The organism is Kingella sp. SNUBH-2017, assembly GCF_028680565.1.
GTDB lineage: Bacteria > Pseudomonadota > Gammaproteobacteria > Burkholderiales > Neisseriaceae > Kingella_D > Kingella_D pumchi.
The window spans coordinates 38373-57426 of record NZ_JAPHVK010000007.1 but is presented as its reverse complement, the minus strand read 5'-3'; the positions used below and the strand labels follow the sequence as shown (position 1 = coordinate 57426).

Sequence of the window (19054 nt, the reverse complement as noted above, 5' to 3'; positions counted from 1 at the left end):
GCTATCATACCGAAAATTTTTTAAGCATCCGCATCGGGTTTGCGCCCCTTGGCGGGGCTTTGCTAATGGAGACTTACTTTGAAAACAAACAAAATAATCGCCGCTTCGCTGTCTTTGGCCGTTTCCGTGCCGGCGCTTGCCGGTTTGGGCGGTTTGAATGTCCAATCCAATTTGGGCGAGCCGTTTTCAGGCAGCATCGTGATCAGCGGCCGGGAAGCCGAAGCGGTAATGCAAAGCCGGAACATCAGTATTTCCGGTGCCAACCTTCAGGGAACGGTGGTTCCGCAGGGCAACGGCAATGTGCTGCTGCACCTGCATTCTTCTTCCGCCGTTCACGAACCCATCCTGACCTTTACCGTTTCCGCCGGCAAACAAACACGTCAATACACAGCCATGGTCAATCCGCCCCGTTACACCCCTGCCAAAGCCTCCGCACCCAAAGCAAGCAAAGCCCCGCGTAAAAGCGGTACGCTGACTCCCATCGCCGATCCCGCATCAGGCGATGCTTTGCAGCAGGAAAGGGTTTTGCGTCCGGAAGGCGCCGGCGAACGCGAGCGCCAGGGCGCTTCTGCCAAAAGCCGTTACCACCGCGTCCAACGCGGCGAGAGCGTTGCCTCCATCGCCCGCCGCTACCGTCCGCACAGCATCAGCCAGCGCCGCGCGATACAGGCGCTGATGGCGGCCAACCCGGGCGTGTTCCGCCGCGGTCGTGTCGATGAAATCCACCGCAATGCCAATCTGTACATTCCGTCCGCCTCGCAATGGCAGGCTTACGCCGCCGCTGCCGACCGGCGCGCTGCCCGTGCCGCCGCCCGCAGCGATTGGAGCCGTCAGGCCGACAACCAGGCCGGACGGAACGGCGAAGTGAAAAACGACGTGGCAGTGCCGCGTGAGCAGGTAAAACCGCAGCAGGATGCCGTTAAGCCGCAAGAGCAGCCCAAACCCGAAGCAGTCAAGCCGGAGCCGGTGAAACCCGAACCGGTTAAGCCCGAGCCAACCAAACCCGAACCGGCCAAACCGGAGCAGGCGAAGCAGCCTGAAGAGCCTATGCCGCCGGTACAGCCGCCGCAGCCTGAAACTCCGCCCGCTTCGGCAGGCAATGTTCCGGCCGGCCAGCAGGCTTCCGAAGGCACAATCGCCATTCCGCCCGAAATACAGGGCGCGGCTTCCGAAGTGCCTGTGCCGAATCCTGATCCGAAACTGGTTCCACCGCCTGCCGAGCAGGATGTTGCCGGCCAAGACGGTGCAGCCGGTGAAGAAGTCGATTGGACCAAATGGGCGGCGATGGGCGCCGCCGGTGCGCTGGTGCTGGGCGGTTCCGCTTATCTCTTCAATAACCGCCGCCGCCGTAAGGAAGAAGCGGATAGCGAAGAAGACGATCTGCCGACCGCCAGCGAAGCGGCCAGCCGCGTCAAATGGAATTCGGCTGCCGCACAAAATGCTGCGGCTCAGGCTGCAGTACAAACTGCGACAGATGACGAAGCCGATTTTGAGGATGACGACGAAGTCTATATTGCCGAGAGCGTGACTCCTGCCGCCCAGCCGCAGGTTCAACCCCAGGCATCTACATTCGATTTAGACAGCTTCCAGCCCGAAGTTGTTACCAAGACCGAAACTGTTGTCGAGGAAAACCGTCCGGAAGAGTTGGCGCGCGCGGCATCGCAATCGGCTACCGAATTTGATGCCGGTGATTGGAACTGGGAAGAAGTCGAAGCCGCTCCCGCCACGCAGGCTGCAGCCAAACCCGCGGCAAGCGCCGCAGCAGCAGTTGCCGCCGCCCCCGCCAGCGAAGAGCAGGACGACTGGATGGCCGATTTCGACTTCATCCAGCCGGACGAACCCGAAAGCATGCCGCCTGAAACTTCTTTCTCAGTTGGCGAGCAAGAAGTGCAGTTTGCCGAGCCTGCCGCTGTTGAACCGGCAGCATTCGAGCAGCCCGTATTTGAACAGCCTGCCGCCGTTGCAGAACCGGTGTTTGAACAGCCTGCATTTGAGCAGCCGACATTTGAGCAGTATGCCGTAGCCGATTTCGCGCCGGTTGGCGAGCCCGAACCGCAGCCGGCAGTTACCCAGGCAGCAGATGACTTTGGCGCCTTGGATTTTGCGGCGGACTTTGAAAGCCCGCAGCAGACCGTGGCCGATATCGAAAGCGCTTTGGCCGAGCCTGCCCTGCAGAGCGATTCTGCTTTGGATTTCGCGCTGGATACGCCGGCCGTTGCCGAAACCGCCGATTTGAATGTGCCGGCGGCACCGGTTGCCGATTTGTCTGTTGCCGATTTGTCCTTCGACGACGGTTTGGATTTTGCCCAAGTAGAGCAGGCACAGCAGCCTGAAATCTCCGCTGCCGCTGCCGATCCGTTTGCCGCGCCGTTTGCTGCAGAAGCGGAAGGTCTCAGCGCCGATGCGCTGGCCGAATTTACCGCGCCGGCAGCGGAAGTGCCCAACTACCAGACGCACGATGCCATCGCCAGCGCCGAGGTTTCCGATATGGATACCCCGCTGGAAGCCAAGCTGGAGCTGGCGAAAATGTATCTGGAAATCGACGATGCCGCTACCGCCCGCGAAACCCTGCGCGAGCTGATTGCCGAGTCAAACGGCAGCAGCATCCAAGACCAGGCCAAAGCCCTGCTGGCCGAATTGGGCAACTAAGCAGCCGCAAAAATCAAACGGCATTTCTTACGGGAAATGCCGTTTTCTTTTCCTGGTGCAAGGGTGCAAGCCTGCCGGTTGTGGGGAGAGATTTCCGGATGATGCCTGTCTGTTCCTGTCCTTTGGATAAAAAGCAGCCTGAAAACGCCAAACTGCGTTTTCAGGCTGCTTTGTTCCATCCAATCCGTTTCCGTTTGGGTTTTACAACGCAGGCGCTTTGGTATGCCAGTCGCTGGCAAGCTGGATTTGGTGGGCGGCGTTGAGCAGGCGGGCTTCGGAAAAGTGGTTGCCAATAAGCTGTACGCCGATGGGCAGGCCGTTGCGGCAGAAGCCGGCGGGCAGGCTGAGGGCGGGCAGGCCGGCGAGGTTGACGGCGATGGTGTAGATATCGGAGAGGTAGGCTTTCAAGGGGTCGCCGCCGTGGCTGCCGATTTGCGGGGCGGAAGATGGGGCGGTGGGGCCGAGGATAAGGTCGCAATCGGCAAAGGCCGTCTGAAAATCGTTGGCGACGAGGCGGCGCAGTTTTTGCGCTTTGATGTAGTAGGCGTCGTAGTAGCCGTGGCTCAGTACATAAGTGCCGATCATGATGCGGCGTTTGACTTCGCTGCCGAAGCCTTCGGCGCGGGTGTTGGCGTACATTTCTTCGAGATTGGCAAACTCGGCGGCGCGGTGGCCGTAGCGCACGCCGTCGTAGCGCGAGAGGTTGGTGCTGGCTTCGGCGGAGGCGAGCACGTAATAGGCGGGGATGGAGAGGGCGGTTTGCGGCAGGGAGACTTCTACCGTTTCGGCGCCTTGTTCGCGCAGGATGGCGATGGTGTTGTGCAGGGCGGTTTTGACGTCTGCTTCGCAGCCGTCGCCGAAGTATTCTTTGGGCAGGCCGATTTTGAGGCCTTTGAGCGGGCGGTTTAGGTCGCGGGTGTAGTCTTCGTTTTCGCGTTCGAGGCTGGTGGAATCGCGTTCGTCAAAGCCTGCCATGGCGTTGAGCAGGATGGCGCAGTCTTCGGCGGTTTGCGCCATTGGGCCGGCCTGGTCGAGGCTGGAGGCGTAGGCAATCATGCCGAAGCGGGAAACGGTGCCGTAGGTGGGTTTTAAGCCGGTAATGCCGCAATGGGAGGCGGGCTGGCGGATGGAGCCACCGGTGTCGGAGCCTAAGCTGGCGGGGGCAAGGCGGGCGGCAATCACGGCTGCCGAGCCGCCGGACGAGCCGCCGGGCACATGGGCGGTGTTCCACGGGTTTTTGGTCGCGCCGTAGTAGGAATTTTCGTTGGCCGAACCCATGGCAAATTCGTCCATATTGGTGCGGCCGAGCGTTACCATGCCTTGGTCGAGCAGGTTTTGCACCACGGTGGCGGTGTAGGGCGAGACGAAGTTGTCGAGCATTTTGCTGGCACAGGCGCTGCGCCAGCCGGTTTGGCAGAAGATGTCTTTGTAGGCGATTGGCACGCCGGTAAGCGCGGTGGCTTCTCCGGCGGCAATGCGCGCGTCGGCGGCGCGGGCTTCGGCGAGGGTTTTTTCTTCGTCAAGCGTGATGTAGCCGTTGATGGCGGCGTTGTGCGCGGCGATGGCTTTGAGGTATTCGCCCGCCAGTTCGACGGCGGAGATTTGTTTGGACTGCAATAATTCGGAGGCTTGTTTGAGGGTGTATGGGGTCATTTTTTAGCGTCTTTGCGGGAGTTGGGGGTTTCAGGCTGCTGCGGTTTTTTCAGGCTGCCTTTTGGGGTATCGGTTTCGGCGGTGCCGCTTTCAGGCTGCTTGGTGCAAAACAGCAGCGATTCGTCATCGGTAACGGCCATTTTGTTGCCGCGTATGCCGAGCACACGCATATCGGTGGATTTGAAACTTTTTTTCCGTGCGCTTTCTGCCATAAAGTCCATGTATTCTTTTTCTTCTTGGTGCAGGGCGTCGTCTTTGATGTCTTCAGGTTTATACAGGCGCTCGACTCTGTCGAGCGACAGGGTCAGCAGCACGCGGTTGCCGTCTTTGATGTTCCAAAAGCCATAGTAGTATTCGCGGTAGCGCAGCGGCTTGGCGTTTTTGCCGCCGTCCTTGCCATCGTCCAAGGTGCGCTCAAAGTAAGCGACATACAGATGCGCGGGCAGGTTTTTTTCTTCGACAAAAACGATGTAGTCCGGCGCGAAAGTGTGGATGGGATCGCGCTGCTCTGCGATTTTGCATGCCCATTCGCCGAAAAGCTGGCTGTCTTTCACCTGCGGCTGCGGCTCGGCGCCGGCAAAGCCGCAGAGAAACAGGGCGGCAAGGGCAGAAATTTTGGATGGTTTCATGGCGGTTCGTTGCTTTTTGATGTATCGGACAAACGGTGCAGGCACAGGCAGCCTGAAAAAAGCGGCATTTTACCCGAAATCCGCCTGAAAACGCAGGCGCGGATCATGCGGAACCGGCTGCAATCACAACAGCCGGTTGGCATAGAAGGCAGCCTGAAAACGGTTTAGCCCAATGCGGCGAGCAGCTGGTCAAACGCCTGTTTGAACTGCTGCAGACCGACGGCCTGCAGTTGGCGCGCCAGCGTTTCCAATTCGGCGCCGGCCGCTTCGGCGGCGGCCAGATCGGCGAGCGCCTGCTCTTGGTTTTCGGTAAGGGTAGGGCGGGCGCTGCCGTGGTCGATAAAGGCCGCCAGCGTGGCGTCGGGTACGGTATTGACAGTGTTCTCGCCGATCAGGCTGTCCACATACAGGGTGTCGGGATAGGCGGGGTTTTTCACGCCGGTGGATGCCCACAGTAGGCTGACCGGTGCGGCGCCGGCAGCTGCGGCAGCCTGAAACTCGGCGCCGGCCACATGGTTTTGCCAGTCGAGATAGGCGGCTTTGGCCAGCGCGATGGCAGTTTTGCCGCGCAGGTTTTCAGGCAGCTTGCCATCCAGCGCGGCATCGACGCGGGAAATAAAGAAGCTGGCAACGGCGCGTACTTTGCCTACGTCTTGGCCGGCGGTGGCGCGTTTGGCGATGCCGCGGCTGTAGGCGGCGTAGGCTTTGAGCGTTTGCGCGCGGGAAAACAGCAGGGTCAGATTAACGCTGATGCCTTCGGCGGTAAGCGTTTCAAAGGCTTGGATGCCGGCATCGGTGGCGGGGATTTTGATCATCGCGTTGGGGCGCGCGAGCAGCGTGTGCAGGCGTCGGGCTTCGCCGATGGTGCCGGCAGCGTTGTGCGCCAGCTCGGGGGCGACTTCCAGGCTCACCCAGCCGCTGTTGCCGCCGCTGCGCTGAAATTCGCCCAGGCAGATGTCGCAGGCAGCCTGAACGTCGGCCACGGCAAGCGTTTCGTAAATCTGCGCCGGCGTCTGCCCCTGCTCTTTCAGGCGGGCGATGTCGGCGCGGTAGAGTTCGTCGCCGGCGAAGGCTTTTTGGAAAATCGCCGGATTGGAAGTAACGCCGCACACTCCGTCGGCCAAGAGCCGTGCCAGCGTGCCGTTTTCCAGCAGTGAGCGCGACAGGTTGTCGAGCCAGATTTGTTGTCCAAGTGCTTTGACTTCGGCTAGAATCGTCATGTTTTTCCTTCTGCGTAGGCGTGAAAAAGGTTTTCATGCTAACGCTTTTTTACTGTTTTGAACAGTTTGCAGGCAGCCTGAAACCCGTTCGCCGAACGTTCAGGCTGCCTGATTTTCGGGAGTGGCGATGCAGGCAGAACACGATTTTCTGGAATGGGCGCGCGAAGCGATGCAAACCGAAGCCGACGCGGTGCGCGAAGTGGCGCGTTCGCTGGATGGCAGCTTTGCCCGCGCCGCGCAGGCGCTGCTTGCCTGCCGCGGCCGCGTGGTGGTGATGGGCATGGGCAAGTCCGGTCACATCGGCGGCAAAATCGCCGCCACGCTCGCCAGCACCGGCACCCCCGCCTTTTTCGTCCACCCCGCCGAAGCCGCCCACGGCGATTTGGGCATGGTGTGCGACGGCGACGCGGTGCTGGCGCTGTCCAATTCCGGCGAAAGCGACGAAATCATCGCGCTCCTGCCGGCGCTCAAACGCAAAAACATCGTGCTGCTGGCGGTAACGTCCAATCCCCAATCCACGCTCGCCCGCCACGCCGACATCCACATCACCGCCGCCGTTTCCCGCGAAGCCTGCCCGCTCGGCCTGGCGCCCACATCCAGCACCACCGCCGTGCTGGCGCTGGGCGACGCGCTGGCCGTTGCCCTGCTCAACGCCCGCTCCTTCACGCGCGGCGATTTCGCGCTCAGCCACCCCGCCGGTAGTCTCGGCCGCCGCCTGCTGCTCACCGTGGCCGACGTCATGCACAGCGGCGACGCCCTGCCCGCAGTCGCCGAAGGCACGCCCTTGAAAACCGCCGTGGTTGCCATGAGCGAAAAAAGTCTCGGCATGCTCGCCGTAATCGACAAACAAGGCAGCCTGAAAGGCATTTTCACCGACGGCGACCTGCGCCGCCTGCTGGAAACCCGCGACACCCTTGCCGGCCTAACGGTGGACGAAATTATGAAACCCGACCCCGTAACCATCGCCCCCGACAAGCTGGCCGCCGAAGCGGCGAAACTGATGCAGCAAAAACGCATCGGCGGCCTGCTGGTCAGCGAGCAGGGACGTTTGGTCGGTGCGCTCAATATGCACGATTTGTTGCGCGAGCGGGTGGTTTAGGGAGGTTTGATATTTGGTTTTTGACAGGCAAAAGGCAGCCTGAAAATATTCGGGAAACCCTGATTGCCAATACACCCCAACACTCAAAGGCAGCCTGAAAACTTTTCAGGCTGCCTTTGACGTACAATCGGCAGCGCCAAACCAAGCACAAGGAGACGCGATATGAAAATCTACCCCGCCGCCGAAATGCGCCGGCGCGAGCAGGCCGCCGTTGGGCGCGGCACGAGTTTCGAGCAACTGATGGAAAACGCCGGCCAAGCAGCGGCGGCCGATTTGCTGCGGCGCCTGCCCGCCGCCGGCCGGGCGCTGGTGGTTTGCGGCAAGGGCAACAACGGCGGTGACGGCCTGGTAATCGCGCGGGTGCTGCAGGCGCAGGGCTGGCGCGTCGATATCGCTTTTGTACTTGGCAGTGATTTGTCGGAACTGGCCGAGCTGAACCGCCGCCGGCTGCAGGGTGCGGTGGGCATTACCTTTATCGCCGCCAACGAACTGGCCGGTGCTTTGGACACCGGCTACCGCGTACTGATCGACGGCATTTTCGGCACCGGTTTCAGCGGCGCACTGCCCGATACCGTCGCCGCAGTCTGCCGCCGGCTCAACGCCGCATCCGGCCTGAAAGTGGCGCTCGACATCCCCACCGGCCTGGACTGCGACAGCGGCACCGCCGATGCCGACACTTTCCGTGCCGACCTCACCTACGCCTTCGCCGCCTACAAACCTGCCCATTTCAGCGACGCGGGCAAAGCGCTGTGCGGCGAAACGGTGTGTCTGGACATCGGCATCGATTAAGCCGATTACCCGCGCAAAAAAGCAGCCTGAAAAGTTTTCAGGCTGCTTTTTTTTGCTGGTGGTGTAGCTTGGATATCCGTGTCCGATATTCCAGGTTCTCTGACTGGATGCCGTCCTTGCGGCCGGCCGTCGGATTCGAGAATCCGACCTACGGGACTATTCAGGCTGCTTTTCAGTAGAGTTTGCCACAGGTAGCCTATCCCCCTGGCGCAGCCGAACAGAGTACGGTTTTTCCGGATTTAAGCGTGCGCCCTGTTTGAGCCCGCCCAAGCGGGCGAGTTCGCACGCGCCGGAAAAGCCGTACGGCGTGAGGGAAGCCGCGCCCCAAGCGCGGCCTGCAACCGGGGGCGCCTTTCTTTGCTTACTTTCTTTGGCGACGCAAAGAAAGTAAGTCGCCGCGCGGCGACAGAGCGCAAAGGTAAAGCGGCAAGAACCGCCGGCTATAGGGCAATGGTGTTGCGGCAGGCGATTCAAATTCCTGCCGGATGCCGTCCTTGCGGCCGGCCGTCGGATTCGAGAATCCGACCTACGGGAACTCTGCAGAAGGCGGAGTAGGGTGCCGCACCACGCACCGTTTTGCGGCTTCAGGCTGCCTGTTCCAAGCAGCCTGAAAAGCTAAAACAGGCAGCCTGAAAGGTTTTCAGGCTGCCTTTTGTGTTTGATGAAAAAGCAGCCTAAAAGCGGTAAAACCCTTTCAGGCTGCCCAAAAGCGGTATTAGGCATCAAGAAAGCCGTCGCGACTGCCAAACCAGCGCTGCAGGTGCTGTTCGACAATTTCCGGCTGCTGGTCGAGCAGTTGTCCGGCGGCGGCAGCGGCGGCATCGAGCAGGGCGTTGTCTTGCGGCAGCTCGGCAAAGCGCAGGATTTCGGCACCGCTTTGGCGGGCGCCGAGAAACTCGCCGGGGCCGCGGATTTCCAGGTCGCGGTTGGCGATTTCAAAGCCGTCGGTGCTCTCGTAAATTACTTTCAGGCGCTGGCGGGCGGTGTCGCCCAGCGGCTCGGCAAACAGCAGCACGCAGGTGCTGGCGGCGGCGCCGCGGCCGACGCGCCCGCGCAGCTGGTGCAGTTGCGACAGCCCCATGCGCTCGGCGTGTTCGATCACCATCAGGCTGGCATTGGGCACATCGACGCCGACTTCGATCACGGTGGTCGCCACCAAAACGTTCAGGCTGCCTGAAACAAACTGTTCCATCACCGCCGCTTTTTCCGCGGGCTTCATGCGCCCGTGCACTAGGCCGATATTGAGTTCGGGCAGCGCGGCCTGCAGCGCGGCCTGGGTGTCGGTGGCGGTTTGCAGCTGCAGCGCTTCGCTCTCTTCGATCAGCGGGCACACCCAGTAGGCCTGGCGGCCTTTTTGGCAGTGGCCGAGCACCAGCCCTTCGACTTCGGCGCGGCGGGCGCTGTTGACCAGCCGCGTTTTTATTGGTGTGCGGCCGGGGGGCAGTTCGTCGATTTGCGAAACTTCCAAATCGGCGAAAAAACTCATGGCCAGCGTGCGCGGAATCGGCGTGGCGGACATCATCAGTTGGTGGACGTCGCGCCCTTTGTTTTTCAGCGCCAGCCGCTGGGCGACGCCGAAGCGGTGCTGTTCGTCCACAATTACCAGGCCGAGATTGGCGAACTGCACGTCGTCTTGAAACAGGGCGTGGGTGCCGACGGCCAGTTGCGCGCGGCCGTCGGCAATCGCGGCTTTGGCGGCGTCTTTCTCTTTCTTTTTCAGGCTGCCTGAAAGCCAGACGACGGCAATGCCCAAAGGCTCGAACCATTGTTTGAACTTGAGATAGTGCTGCTCGGCCAGGATTTCGGTGGGCGCCATCACGGCAGCCTGAAAACCGCCCGTATCTTCGATGGCGGCCAGCGCGGCGAGCGCGGCGACGATGGTTTTGCCACTGCCGACATCGCCCTGCAGCAGGCGGTGCATCGGGTGCGGCTGCGCCATATCGGCGCGGATTTCGGCGAGCACGCGCTGTTGGGCGGCGGTAAGTTCAAACGGCAGGGCGGCGGTGAGTCGGCTGCTGAGACTGCCGTCGCCGCGCAGCATGGGGGCGCTGCCGCTGCGGCGGCGCTGTTTGGCCAGCCGCTTGGAGAGCTGCTGCGCCAAAAGTTCGTCAAACTTCAGGCGGCGGCGGGCGGGCAGTTCGGGATCGGCCAGCTTGTGGGCGGAGATTTCCGGCGGCGGGTTGTGCAGCAGGCGCAGGCTGTCGGCCAGCCGGGGCAGCCTGAAACGCGTCAGCAGCGGCTCGGGCAGGATTTCTTCGATGTTCAGCGCGTTTAAGGCAGCCTGAACGGCGCGGCGCAGCACCGGCTGGCTGAGACCGGACACGGTGGGATAAACCGGCGTCAGGCTTTCGGCCAGCGCGGTGCCGTCGGCAGCCCGGAGCTTGGGGTGGATCATTTCGCTGCCGTAAAAGCCGGCTTTGATTTCGCCCAGCGCGCGCACCCGTTTGCCCTGCGCCAGCTGCTGCTGGTGGCTGGGGTAAAAATGGATGAAGCGCAGATTGAGCATGGCGCCGGCGTCGTCGCGGATGCGGGCGATCAGCTGGCGGCGCGGGCGGAACTGCACTTCCTGCCAGATCACTTCGCCTTCGACCATGCACGGCACGCCGGCGGGCGCGTCGGCCAGCGGCGTGATGTGGGTTTCGTCTTCGTAACGCAGCGGCAGGTGCAGCGCCAGATCCCATGCGCTGTGCAGGTGCATTTTTTCCAGCTTTTGGGCGGCGCTGTCGGAAATTTTGAGCTGTTTGCGGATGTCGGGCGTCATGGCGGGCGGCGGAAAACGGGCGGGATGGCCGATTATAGCGAAAAAGTTATAGCGAAAAAGGGCAGCCTGAAAACGGCAGCGGGGCTTTTCAGGCTGCCTTTGACGGGCAGGCTTACAGCGTTTCCAAAAACGCCGCCAGGTCTTTGCGCTCCTGCGGGCTTAAATCCAGCGGGCGGATCAGCGGGTCGATTCGCTGTGCCGATTCGCTCTCGGCGGTTTTGGGGTTGCGCATGCCCAGGTTGTAGATGGCGACGATGCCCTGCAGATTGACGAACATACCGTGGTGGAACCACGGTTTGCTGCGGCTTAAGTTGCGCAGGGTCGGCGTTTTGAAGCTGCCCCAGTCTTCGCGGCGGCCGGTGGTTTCGTAGCGGCCGAAGTCCTGATAGGGCGAGCCGGACAGGGTTTGGTTGAGATTGTGCATTTTGCCGTCGGTCATCATGGTGCCGGAGTGGCAGTTCATGCAGCGCGCTTTGGTGCGAAACAGGTGCAGGCCGCGGATTTCGCTGTCGCTTAGGGCTTCGCGCTCGCCGAGCAGGAAATCGTCGAAACGGGTGGGCTCGGGGCGCAGGGTGTGTTGGTAGGCGGCCAGCGCCGCGGCCACGCCGTCCAAATCAATGCCGCGCCCGAACACGGCGGCAAACTCGCCCGCATAGCCGGCCTGCGTGAGAATGGCGGGCACCTGTGTTAGATCCAGATTCATTTCATTGGGGTCGGACATCGAAAAGCGCATCTGCGCCGCCAGCGAATCGGCGCGGCCGTCCCAAAACAGCGCGCTCTGCGGCTGCCACAGATGGATCAGCGCCGGACTGTTGCGCCGCCCCTGCCGTCCCATCACGCCGGTGGATACGCGCTGCGGCTCGGCAAAGGCATACTCGGCGCGGTGGCAGCTGGCGCAGGCAACGGTACCGTCGGACGAGAGCCGTTTTTCGTTGAACAGCTTTTTGCCCAGCGCCACTTTGGCATCGGCCCAGGTTTTTTCAGGCTGCCTGGGCAGCGGCGCCAGTTCGCTGAAAGCCACGCCCGCATCCACCTGCGCCGCCGGCCAGTAACGCGGCGGCAGGCTGTACACCTGCCGCAGGCAGTCTGCCCGGCTGCGGTCGCAATGCGGCGCCAGCGTGCAGGCGGCCAGCAGCAGGGCGGGTAGAAAATGGCTCAGGCGGCGCAATGCGCTTGGCGCGCTTATCCGGCGGGTCATGGTTTTTCCTTGCAAGGGCGGAACGCGATTTTAACAAGAATGGTTTTCTTTTGTGCAAAGTGTTAAGATTAAGTAAATTTTTACTGATATTGCGCAAAGGAGAAGCGATGAGGGTAAAAGCGATATGGCTGCTGCTGGCAGCGGCAGGTGCGGTTGAGCCGCTGTGGGCAGAAAGCAGCCTGAAACCGCAAAATCAGGATGAAACAGAACATTCAAGCACGCTGCCGGTGGTGCGGGTGCGTGCCGCGCAGAAAAAAGGCGCGTCGCTGTATCTGCAGGCAGACGATATCGCCCGCCGGCCGACACGCAACGGCACCATTACCGAGCTTTTGCGCAACCATCCGGGCGTGCAGTTTGCCAATACCGCCAACGAATCGACCCACGCCGGCGAAATCGCCCCCGAGCTGGTGAGTTTCCACGGCCAGCCGTATTACAACAATCTGTTTTTGCTCGACGGCCTGTCTGCCAACGACATTATGAATCCTGGCGCGGCCAACGGCGGCTACACCACGCCCGAAAAGCAGTTTGAAGCCCGCGACCATCTCTTTCTCGCCCCGGGCGCGCCCGAAGCCTTTCAGGTGGATTCGTCGTTGCTCAAAGACGTGGCGGTGTACGACAGCAACGCGCCGGCGAAATATTCGCGCTTTAGCGGCGGCGTGATTGACGCCCGCTTGAAAGACCCCGATCCCGAGCGTGCCGGCGGGCAGGTGGGCTGGCGCACCACCCGCAGCAGTTGGACGCACTTTCATCTGGGCGAGTACCAGGACCGCGACGAATTTGAAGCGGCCAATGCCGAAAACGACGTGCAGCCGCGTTTTGTCAAACACAGCTACAACCTGAGCCTGAACCAGCCCTTGGGCAAAAACGCCGCACTGCTGGCCGGCTACACGCGCACGCAGTCGGCCATTCCCGAATACCACAGTATTCTCGGCCGCTGGCAAAAAGAGCGGCGCCGCTCGGAAACCTGGCTGCTCAAAGGACTGTACCGCTTTAGCCCGCAACAGCAGATCAGCGCTTCGCTGATGTATTCGCCCCACCAGAGCGTGTACTTTCGCAATAATGCCGACAAAGGGCGTTATGTCGCGCACGGCGGCGGCTGGCGCCTGCAGCTTGAAGCGGATAATGCTTTTGACTGGGGCAAAATCCGCTCTACGCTCGCCTATACCCATAACCGCAACCGCATCGCCTACGATGCCGGCCATGATTCCTATGTGTGGCTGGGATCGAAATACATTGCCGGCAGCCGCCGCATCGACTGGTGCAGCATCCGCGACCGCAACGGCGACTGCACCTACGCCATCACCGGCGGGCTGGGCGAACTCGAATCGCACACCACCACTTGGAGCCTGAAGCAGGAATACGGCATCCGCGCTTTGGACTGGGGCGCCGCCCGCCACAAAATCGACTTCGGCTGGCAGGCCGATATTGCCCGCGCCAAGTCGCGCCGGCCGCAGGATGCGCGTTTCTTCCAAACCTATTTCGCCCCGCAAAACGGCTATCCCGACAACATCACCCATGTCAGCCCCGACTGCATCGACTGCATCGCCGGCGAACAGTACGCCAACCGCTACTGGGTGTCCAAAGCCCACAGTACCGCCGTCGGCGCCAGCCATTACAGCCTGTGGCTGGCCGACGATATCCGCTGGGGGCGCTGGACGCTGCAGCCGGGCTTCAATCTCAGCTACGACAGCCATCTGCGCAACTGGAATGCCGCACCCCGCTTCGCTTTCGAACACCGCTTCATCAGCGACGGCCGTTTGGCGCTCAGCGGCGGCCTGAACCGCTATTACGCCGGCAGCATGCTGGCCTACGCCCTGCGCGCCGCCATTCCCCGCTCCGAAATCTACAAACGCATCCGCGACCCGCAGCACGGCGAATCGGGCTGGACGTTTGAAAACTACTCGCCCGTTCCCGCCTACCGCAGCGGCAGCCTGAAAACGCCCTACAGCGACGAAGCCAATCTCGGCCTGCGCTGGCAGTTTGCCGGCCAGTTGTTCGAGGCCAAATACGTCCACCGCAGCAGCAGACGCCAGTTCGTCCCCCTGCGCAACGCCCGCGACAACAGCTACACCCTGACCAACGACGGCCGCGGCCACAGCAACCATTTCAGCTTCAGCCTGCAAAGCACCGAACCCTACCGCTGGCGTGGTTTGAATCTGGGCTACCGCCTGGGCGCCCGCTACCAGAAACACCGCAGCAGCCACCACGGCAATTACGACAGCTCGCTGGTGCAGGAAGTCGCCAACGGCCGCACCACCTTTTACCTTTACGAAGGCCGCCGCTACCGCTCGATAGCCGAATTGCCGCCGTTTGATTTCAACCGCCCGTGGGAAGCCTTTGCCGAAGTGCAGACCGACATCCCCGCCTGGCATCTGAGCTGGACGCACAGCCTGAATTTCCGTTCCGGCTACAAAAACTACCTGCGCTACGGCGTGCGCGAATGCAGCCAGTCGTCGCAGCCGGCCGCCTGCGACGGCTGGAACGGCTATGTGTACGACTATCGTCCGAAAAAATTCAAACACGCGCTGACGCTGGACTGGCGTTTGCGGCTTGCCCTGCCGGTGCGCAAAAGCCGCAGCTTCGAATTGAGCCTGGACGTGCTGAACGTGCTCGACAACAAAAACGCCACCAGCAGCAGCCAGTCGGCCTATCTGGGCGGCGTCAACAATCCGGCGCTGGCCGCCTACGGCGGCATCCAAAGCCCGACTTCCTACGAAACCGGCCGCCAGTTTTGGCTCGGCGCCGCCTACCGCTGGTAGCTGCCTGCCGTTTTCAGGCTGTTTTTGACGGATTAGGCAGCCTGAAAGCCGGTTTCGGTTGTTCAGGCTGCCTTTGTCTTTTACTACGCTCGAATACTTTTCAGGCTGCCTTGCGCAAGATGGCAAGGCAGCCTGAAAGGTTTGCTGCAGGGGTTTTGAATGGCTTCTTAGGCTTCAAGCAGGCTTTGGCCGAGGTAGCCGCCTTTTTCAAAGCCGGGCAGGACGAAGAAGTAGCCGCCGCCTACCGGTTTGATGTATTCCTCCAGTGGTTCGAAGTCGAGCAGTTTTTGCACGAAGATGAAGCCGTCGTCGAGATTGGCCTGGTAGCAGATGAAGATCAGGCCGACATCGAGCTGGCCGGCTTTGGAAAGGCCGCGCGAGTAGTTGAACGGGCGGCGGAACAGCAGGTGTTTTTTGAATTCTTCGGTGCGCGGGTTGGCCAGGCGCATGTGGCTGTCTTTGGGTACGACTTTGCCTTCGGGATCGCTGGCGTAGTTGGGGGTGTCGTTTTCCTGTTTCATGCCCAGCGGGGCGCCGCTGTATTTTTCGCGGCCGAAGATGGTTTGCTGCTCCTGCAGCGGGGTGCGGTCCCAAAATTCGACCAGATGGCGGATCAGGCGTACGGCCTGGTAGCTGCCGTTTTTCGCCCAGGCCGGTTCGTCCTGGCTGTTGGGGGCGACGCCGCTCCACAGCACTTCGTCAGCGGTTTTGGGGTCTTGGATATTGGGGTTGGCGGTGCCGTCGTGAAAGCCGAGCAGGTTGCGCGCGGCGGAACCGGGCTCGGTTTTGGGCAGGAAGCCGTCGATACTCCAGCGGATGATGGCGTATTGGGCGGTGTTTTTAATGATGTCGCGCAGGGCGTTTTGGCAGGATTCGGGGGAGAAGCTGCACACTTGCAGGCTCAGGTCGCCGTCGCACCATTCGGCCTGGAGTTTGTCGTTGGGGAAGTCTTTCATTTCGCTCAGGTGCTTGGGCTTTTTGCCGGCAAGGCCGAAGCGCTGGTCGAACAGGCTGTTGCCGACGCCGAGGGTCATGGTCAGGCCGTCGGGCGGGACGTTTTTGCCAAGTATGCCGCTGCCGGCGGGCGGGAGTTTGTCGTCGCCGTCGATCAGCTCGCCGCCTTTGGTGAGAAATTCAATGCGGGCGGTAATGATGCGCAGCAGTTTTTCCAGGTCTTTGGCACTGGTGGTGGTTACGTCGAAGGCGGCCATGATGGCAAACTGCTGGTGCGGGGTGGTGATGCCGGCCTGATGGGGGCCGTAGCAGTCGTAGCTTTTGTCGGAGTGGCGCAGCAGGTGCTGGCAGTCGCTGTTGTCGGCGGCGCTTTGGTTTCCCTGACTGCTGCCGGCGGGATTCTGGCCGCAGCCGCCCAGGACGGCGCCGACGGCGCTGCCGATGCCCAGCGCGGCGGCGGTTTTGAAAAAGCGGCGTTTGGACGGGGATTGGGGTTGTTCGTGATTCATTTGGGGTCCTTTGCTTGTTTTGCTGGTTTTTTCAGGCTGCCTGAAAACTTAAAACGACGAATCGGGCTCTTTGAGAAATTCGATTTCTTCGGCGCTGCTTGGGCGGCCGAACACGGCGTTGCGGTGGGGATAACGGCCGAAACGGTCGATGATGACTTTGTGCTTGAGCTCGAATTGGTAGGCGTAATCGGAAGTGTGTTGCTTGAACAGCGCTTCGGCCTGCTGGTGGACGATGCGGCTTTCGCTGTGCATCAGCGGCATCAGCATGAAATGGCGCTCGCGCTCGGCCATATCGGCAAAGCCGCTCTGGCGCACGGCTTCCTGTGCCAGCGCCACGGCCATATTGTCGTGGGCGAAAGCGGCGGGGCTGTTGCGGTGGAGATTGCGCGGGAATTGGTCGAGCACGATGATTTCGGCCAGGCGCCCGTGCAGGCTGTCGCGCCAGCGGTAGAGTTCGGATTGGGCAGCTTGCGCCAGCAGTCCGGCAAAGCGGCTGCGCACGGTTTGGTCGAAGTCGTCGCTTTTTTGGAACCAGAAGGGCTGGTTTTCTTCGGCGAACCAGAAATCCAAAACGGTTTGCGGGGTCATGGCGTGTTTCCTGGGAAAATGTTTTTCAGGCTGCCTGAAAGTTCAGGCAGCCTGTTTGGTCGGCGCGAGACTTAGTTCAGGCCGAGAATGCCGCGCAGTTTGGCCAAGTCTTCAGCCAGTGCGTTGATCGGCGCCTGCAGGGCTTTACGGTCGGCTTCGGTCAGTTTGTCGTAGGTTTCAAAGCCGTTGCCTTTTTTGTATTTGGCCAAGAGATCGTTGACCTGCTTGAAGTTGGCGTCAACTTTTTCCAGCAGGGCTTTGTCTTTTTCCGCAATCATCGGACGGAAGAGATCGACGATTTTCTTCGAGCCGTCTACGTTGGCTTGGAAGTCGGAAAGGTCGGTGTGGCTGTAGCGGTCTTCTTCGCCGCTGATTTTGCTGCCGGCCACTTCTTCAATCAGCGCTGCCGCACCGCCAACCACTTTGCTGGGCGGGAAGGAGAGCAGGTCGATTTCTTTTTTCAGGGTTTTCACGTCTTCTTCCAGCTTGTTGGCAACGGTGTCGATGCCTTTGGTGCTGTTTTCCACCCACAGGGCGTGTTCGATGCGGTGGAAGCCGGTGAAGCCTTCGTCTTTAGCACCGTTTTTGAAGTCGTCTTCACGGGCGTCGATGGCGGGGTCGAGTTCGTTGAACAGCTCGGCAATCGGCTCGATGCGCTCGTAGTGGCTGCGTACGTCGGCAAACATGGCTTTCGCTTCTTCGATCTTGCCGGCTTTAACCGCGGCGCTGAAGGCGGTGGTTTTGGTTACCAGCTGTTCGGCTTCTTTCTGGACATAGACTTTGTAGTCTGCCAGCGGCTGGGCCAGTTTTTCCAGATCGGCTTCGTTGCCGGTGTCTTTAAAGCCGCTGTCGGTTACAACCAGTTTGCCGCGCGGATTGTTGAGGAAGCCGCAGGTCATTTCGTATTCGCCGGGCAGTAGGGTAACGGTCATTTTGTCGGTCAGGCCGGGAACGATGTTTTCACGCTCGTCCACCACCATCACGCCTTTGAGGATTTCCCATTCCAGCTTGCGCGAGCTGTTGTTTTTGATGTTGAACACGACTTGGCCGCTGGGTACGGTCAGTTCCATCGGTTCGCAGGCTTTGTCGTTTACCGCGATGTTGATCGCGCCGCCGGCAGCGGCATCGGACGCGCTGGTAGTGCCGGCAGCGCCGGAAGCGGCTTGCTCGCCGCCGGCAGAAGAGGCGGGAGCGTCAGCCTGCGGCGGTTGGCAGGCGGCCAGGCCGAGTGCCAGCAGTACGGATAATGCGGTGGTGTTGAGTTTTTTCATGGTGATGATGCCTTTCTTGGTTTAGGGCTTAGGGTTGGAAGGAGTGGGTTTCGGATTACGTAAAAACAGATACATAACCGGAATCAGATACCCGAAGTAAAAAACGAAATCGCCCAGAAGCGGATGGTCGGTATAGCCGAAGAAACCGCCCAACAGTACGCCCAGCGGGCTGTCTTCGTGCAGGGTTTGCGACCAGTCCAGCGGTTGGTAGGACGACCAATCGAAAGGGTTAACCTGCATCAGATTCCATACCCCCGCTTCATGGAAAGCGCGGAATGCACCCGAAAACAGGCCTGCGGCGACCAAAATCAGGAAAATACCAGTCCAGCGGAAGAATTTGGCAAGATTCAGCCGCATGCCGCCTTGGTAAATCAGGGCACCGATAACCACGGCACACAGCAATCCCAATATCCCGCCCCATTTGGCGGCGTCAATGGTGGCTGCTTCTTGGGCAGAAGAGGCTTGGTGGCTGAGAATGGCCAGCATAAAGAATACACATTCCATGCCTTCGCGGGCAACGGCAAGAAAAGCCATACCGACCAGCGCCCAACCGTGCCCCTTGCCGCGGTTTAAGGCAGCCTGAACGGATTGGTGCAATTCCTGCTTAATCGAGCGTGCCGCTTTTTTCATCCAAAGAATCATATAAGTAAGAATGGCAACGGCAACTAAACCGATGGCGCCTACTACGAATTCCTGCTCTTTTTGCGGGATTTCGCCAATTTGGCGGTGCAGGACAAAACCTACCCCGAAGCACAAAAGCGCCGCAAGCGTAACGCCAAGCCAGACTTTGGGTAATAATGACGAATAACCGGATTGTTTCAGAAACGCGGCGATGATGCCGACAATCAAAGCTGCTTCGATACCTTCGCGCAGCATGATGAGAAAAGAGACCAATAACACTTTGGAAAAAGCTTTGCTGAGACAAAAACGCCTGAATTATAGGTTTTCTTGATATGGAAATGCAAATGGTTTTTA

General features: G+C 60.6%; 14 protein-coding genes. 4 read left to right on the top strand and 10 right to left on the bottom strand.

The features are described 5' to 3' along the window. The first annotated feature begins 78 nt into the window (after positions 1-78). Positions 79-2649: a FimV/HubP family polar landmark protein gene (locus OP500_RS06950; RefSeq protein ID WP_274070555.1), complete on the top strand. Its 2571-nt coding sequence runs from the start codon at positions 79-81 to the stop codon at positions 2647-2649. On the opposite strand, the gene OP500_RS06945 is transcribed toward OP500_RS06950, so the two are convergent. From OP500_RS06945 to tal, 4 genes are all read right to left on the bottom strand, one after another. Next, positions 2646-2828, bottom strand: a complete 183-nt coding sequence (locus tag OP500_RS06945; protein ID WP_238745718.1) for a hypothetical protein — start codon at positions 2826-2828, stop codon at positions 2646-2648. The genes OP500_RS06950 and OP500_RS06945 overlap by 4 nt on opposite strands. A gap of 22 nt (positions 2829-2850) precedes the next feature. Beyond that, positions 2851-4302 carry an Asp-tRNA(Asn)/Glu-tRNA(Gln) amidotransferase subunit GatA gene (gatA, locus tag OP500_RS06940; RefSeq protein ID WP_274070554.1) on the bottom strand — a complete coding sequence of 484 codons (1452 nt, stop codon included), beginning with the start codon at positions 4300-4302 and terminating at the stop codon, positions 2851-2853. Continuing rightward, positions 4299-4931: a hypothetical protein gene (locus OP500_RS06935; protein WP_274070553.1), complete on the bottom strand. Its 633-nt coding sequence runs from the start codon at positions 4929-4931 to the stop codon at positions 4299-4301. The genes gatA and OP500_RS06935 overlap by 4 nt, the downstream gene beginning before the upstream one ends. Positions 4932-5095: 164 nt before the next feature. Next, complete coding sequence (gene tal, locus OP500_RS06930) at positions 5096-6151, bottom strand: transaldolase (RefSeq protein ID WP_274070552.1); 1056 nt, start codon at positions 6149-6151, stop codon at positions 5096-5098. 127 nt (positions 6152-6278) lie between these two features. Between tal and OP500_RS06925 the strand changes: the two genes are divergently transcribed. Together OP500_RS06925 and OP500_RS06920 are read left to right on the top strand one after the other, a co-directional pair. Next, entirely contained in the window at positions 6279-7250 is a 972-nt protein-coding gene (locus OP500_RS06925; protein ID WP_238745726.1) for a KpsF/GutQ family sugar-phosphate isomerase, read from the top strand. Between the two features lie 162 nt (positions 7251-7412). Continuing rightward, positions 7413-8039 (top strand): NAD(P)H-hydrate epimerase, encoded by a 627-nt coding sequence (locus tag OP500_RS06920; RefSeq protein ID WP_238745728.1) that lies wholly within the window; start codon positions 7413-7415, stop codon positions 8037-8039. Positions 8040-8754: 715 nt separating this feature from the next. Here the strand turns inward: OP500_RS06920 and recG are convergent. Continuing rightward, positions 8755-10800, bottom strand: a complete 2046-nt coding sequence (gene recG / locus OP500_RS06915; RefSeq protein WP_238745738.1) for an ATP-dependent DNA helicase RecG — start codon at positions 10798-10800, stop codon at positions 8755-8757. Between the two features lie 112 nt (positions 10801-10912). Then, positions 10913-11998 (bottom strand): cytochrome-c peroxidase, encoded by a 1086-nt coding sequence (locus OP500_RS06910; protein WP_274070551.1) that lies wholly within the window; start codon positions 11996-11998, stop codon positions 10913-10915. Between the two features lie 107 nt (positions 11999-12105). On the opposite strand from OP500_RS06910, the gene OP500_RS06905 reads away from it, so the two are divergent. Next, positions 12106-14757, top strand: coding sequence for a TonB-dependent receptor (locus OP500_RS06905; RefSeq protein WP_274070550.1), 2652 nt, complete (start codon positions 12106-12108; stop codon positions 14755-14757). A 167-nt stretch (positions 14758-14924) separates the two neighbouring features. On the opposite strand, the gene efeB is transcribed toward OP500_RS06905, so the two are convergent. The 4 genes from efeB to efeU form a co-directional block, all read right to left on the bottom strand. Then, positions 14925-16220 (bottom strand): iron uptake transporter deferrochelatase/peroxidase subunit, encoded by a 1296-nt coding sequence (gene efeB, locus OP500_RS06900; protein WP_274070549.1) that lies wholly within the window; start codon positions 16218-16220, stop codon positions 14925-14927. A 48-nt stretch (positions 16221-16268) separates the two neighbouring features. Then, positions 16269-16808, bottom strand: coding sequence for a DUF924 family protein (locus tag OP500_RS06895; RefSeq protein WP_274070548.1), 540 nt, complete (start codon positions 16806-16808; stop codon positions 16269-16271). Positions 16809-16879: 71 nt separating this feature from the next. Next, positions 16880-18079, bottom strand: coding sequence for an iron uptake system protein EfeO (gene efeO, locus OP500_RS06890; RefSeq protein WP_274070547.1), 1200 nt, complete (start codon positions 18077-18079; stop codon positions 16880-16882). Between the two features lie 21 nt (positions 18080-18100). Beyond that, positions 18101-18955, bottom strand: coding sequence for an iron uptake transporter permease EfeU (gene efeU, locus OP500_RS06885; RefSeq protein ID WP_443135144.1), 855 nt, complete (start codon positions 18953-18955; stop codon positions 18101-18103). Between the last annotated feature and the right edge of the window lie 99 nt (positions 18956-19054).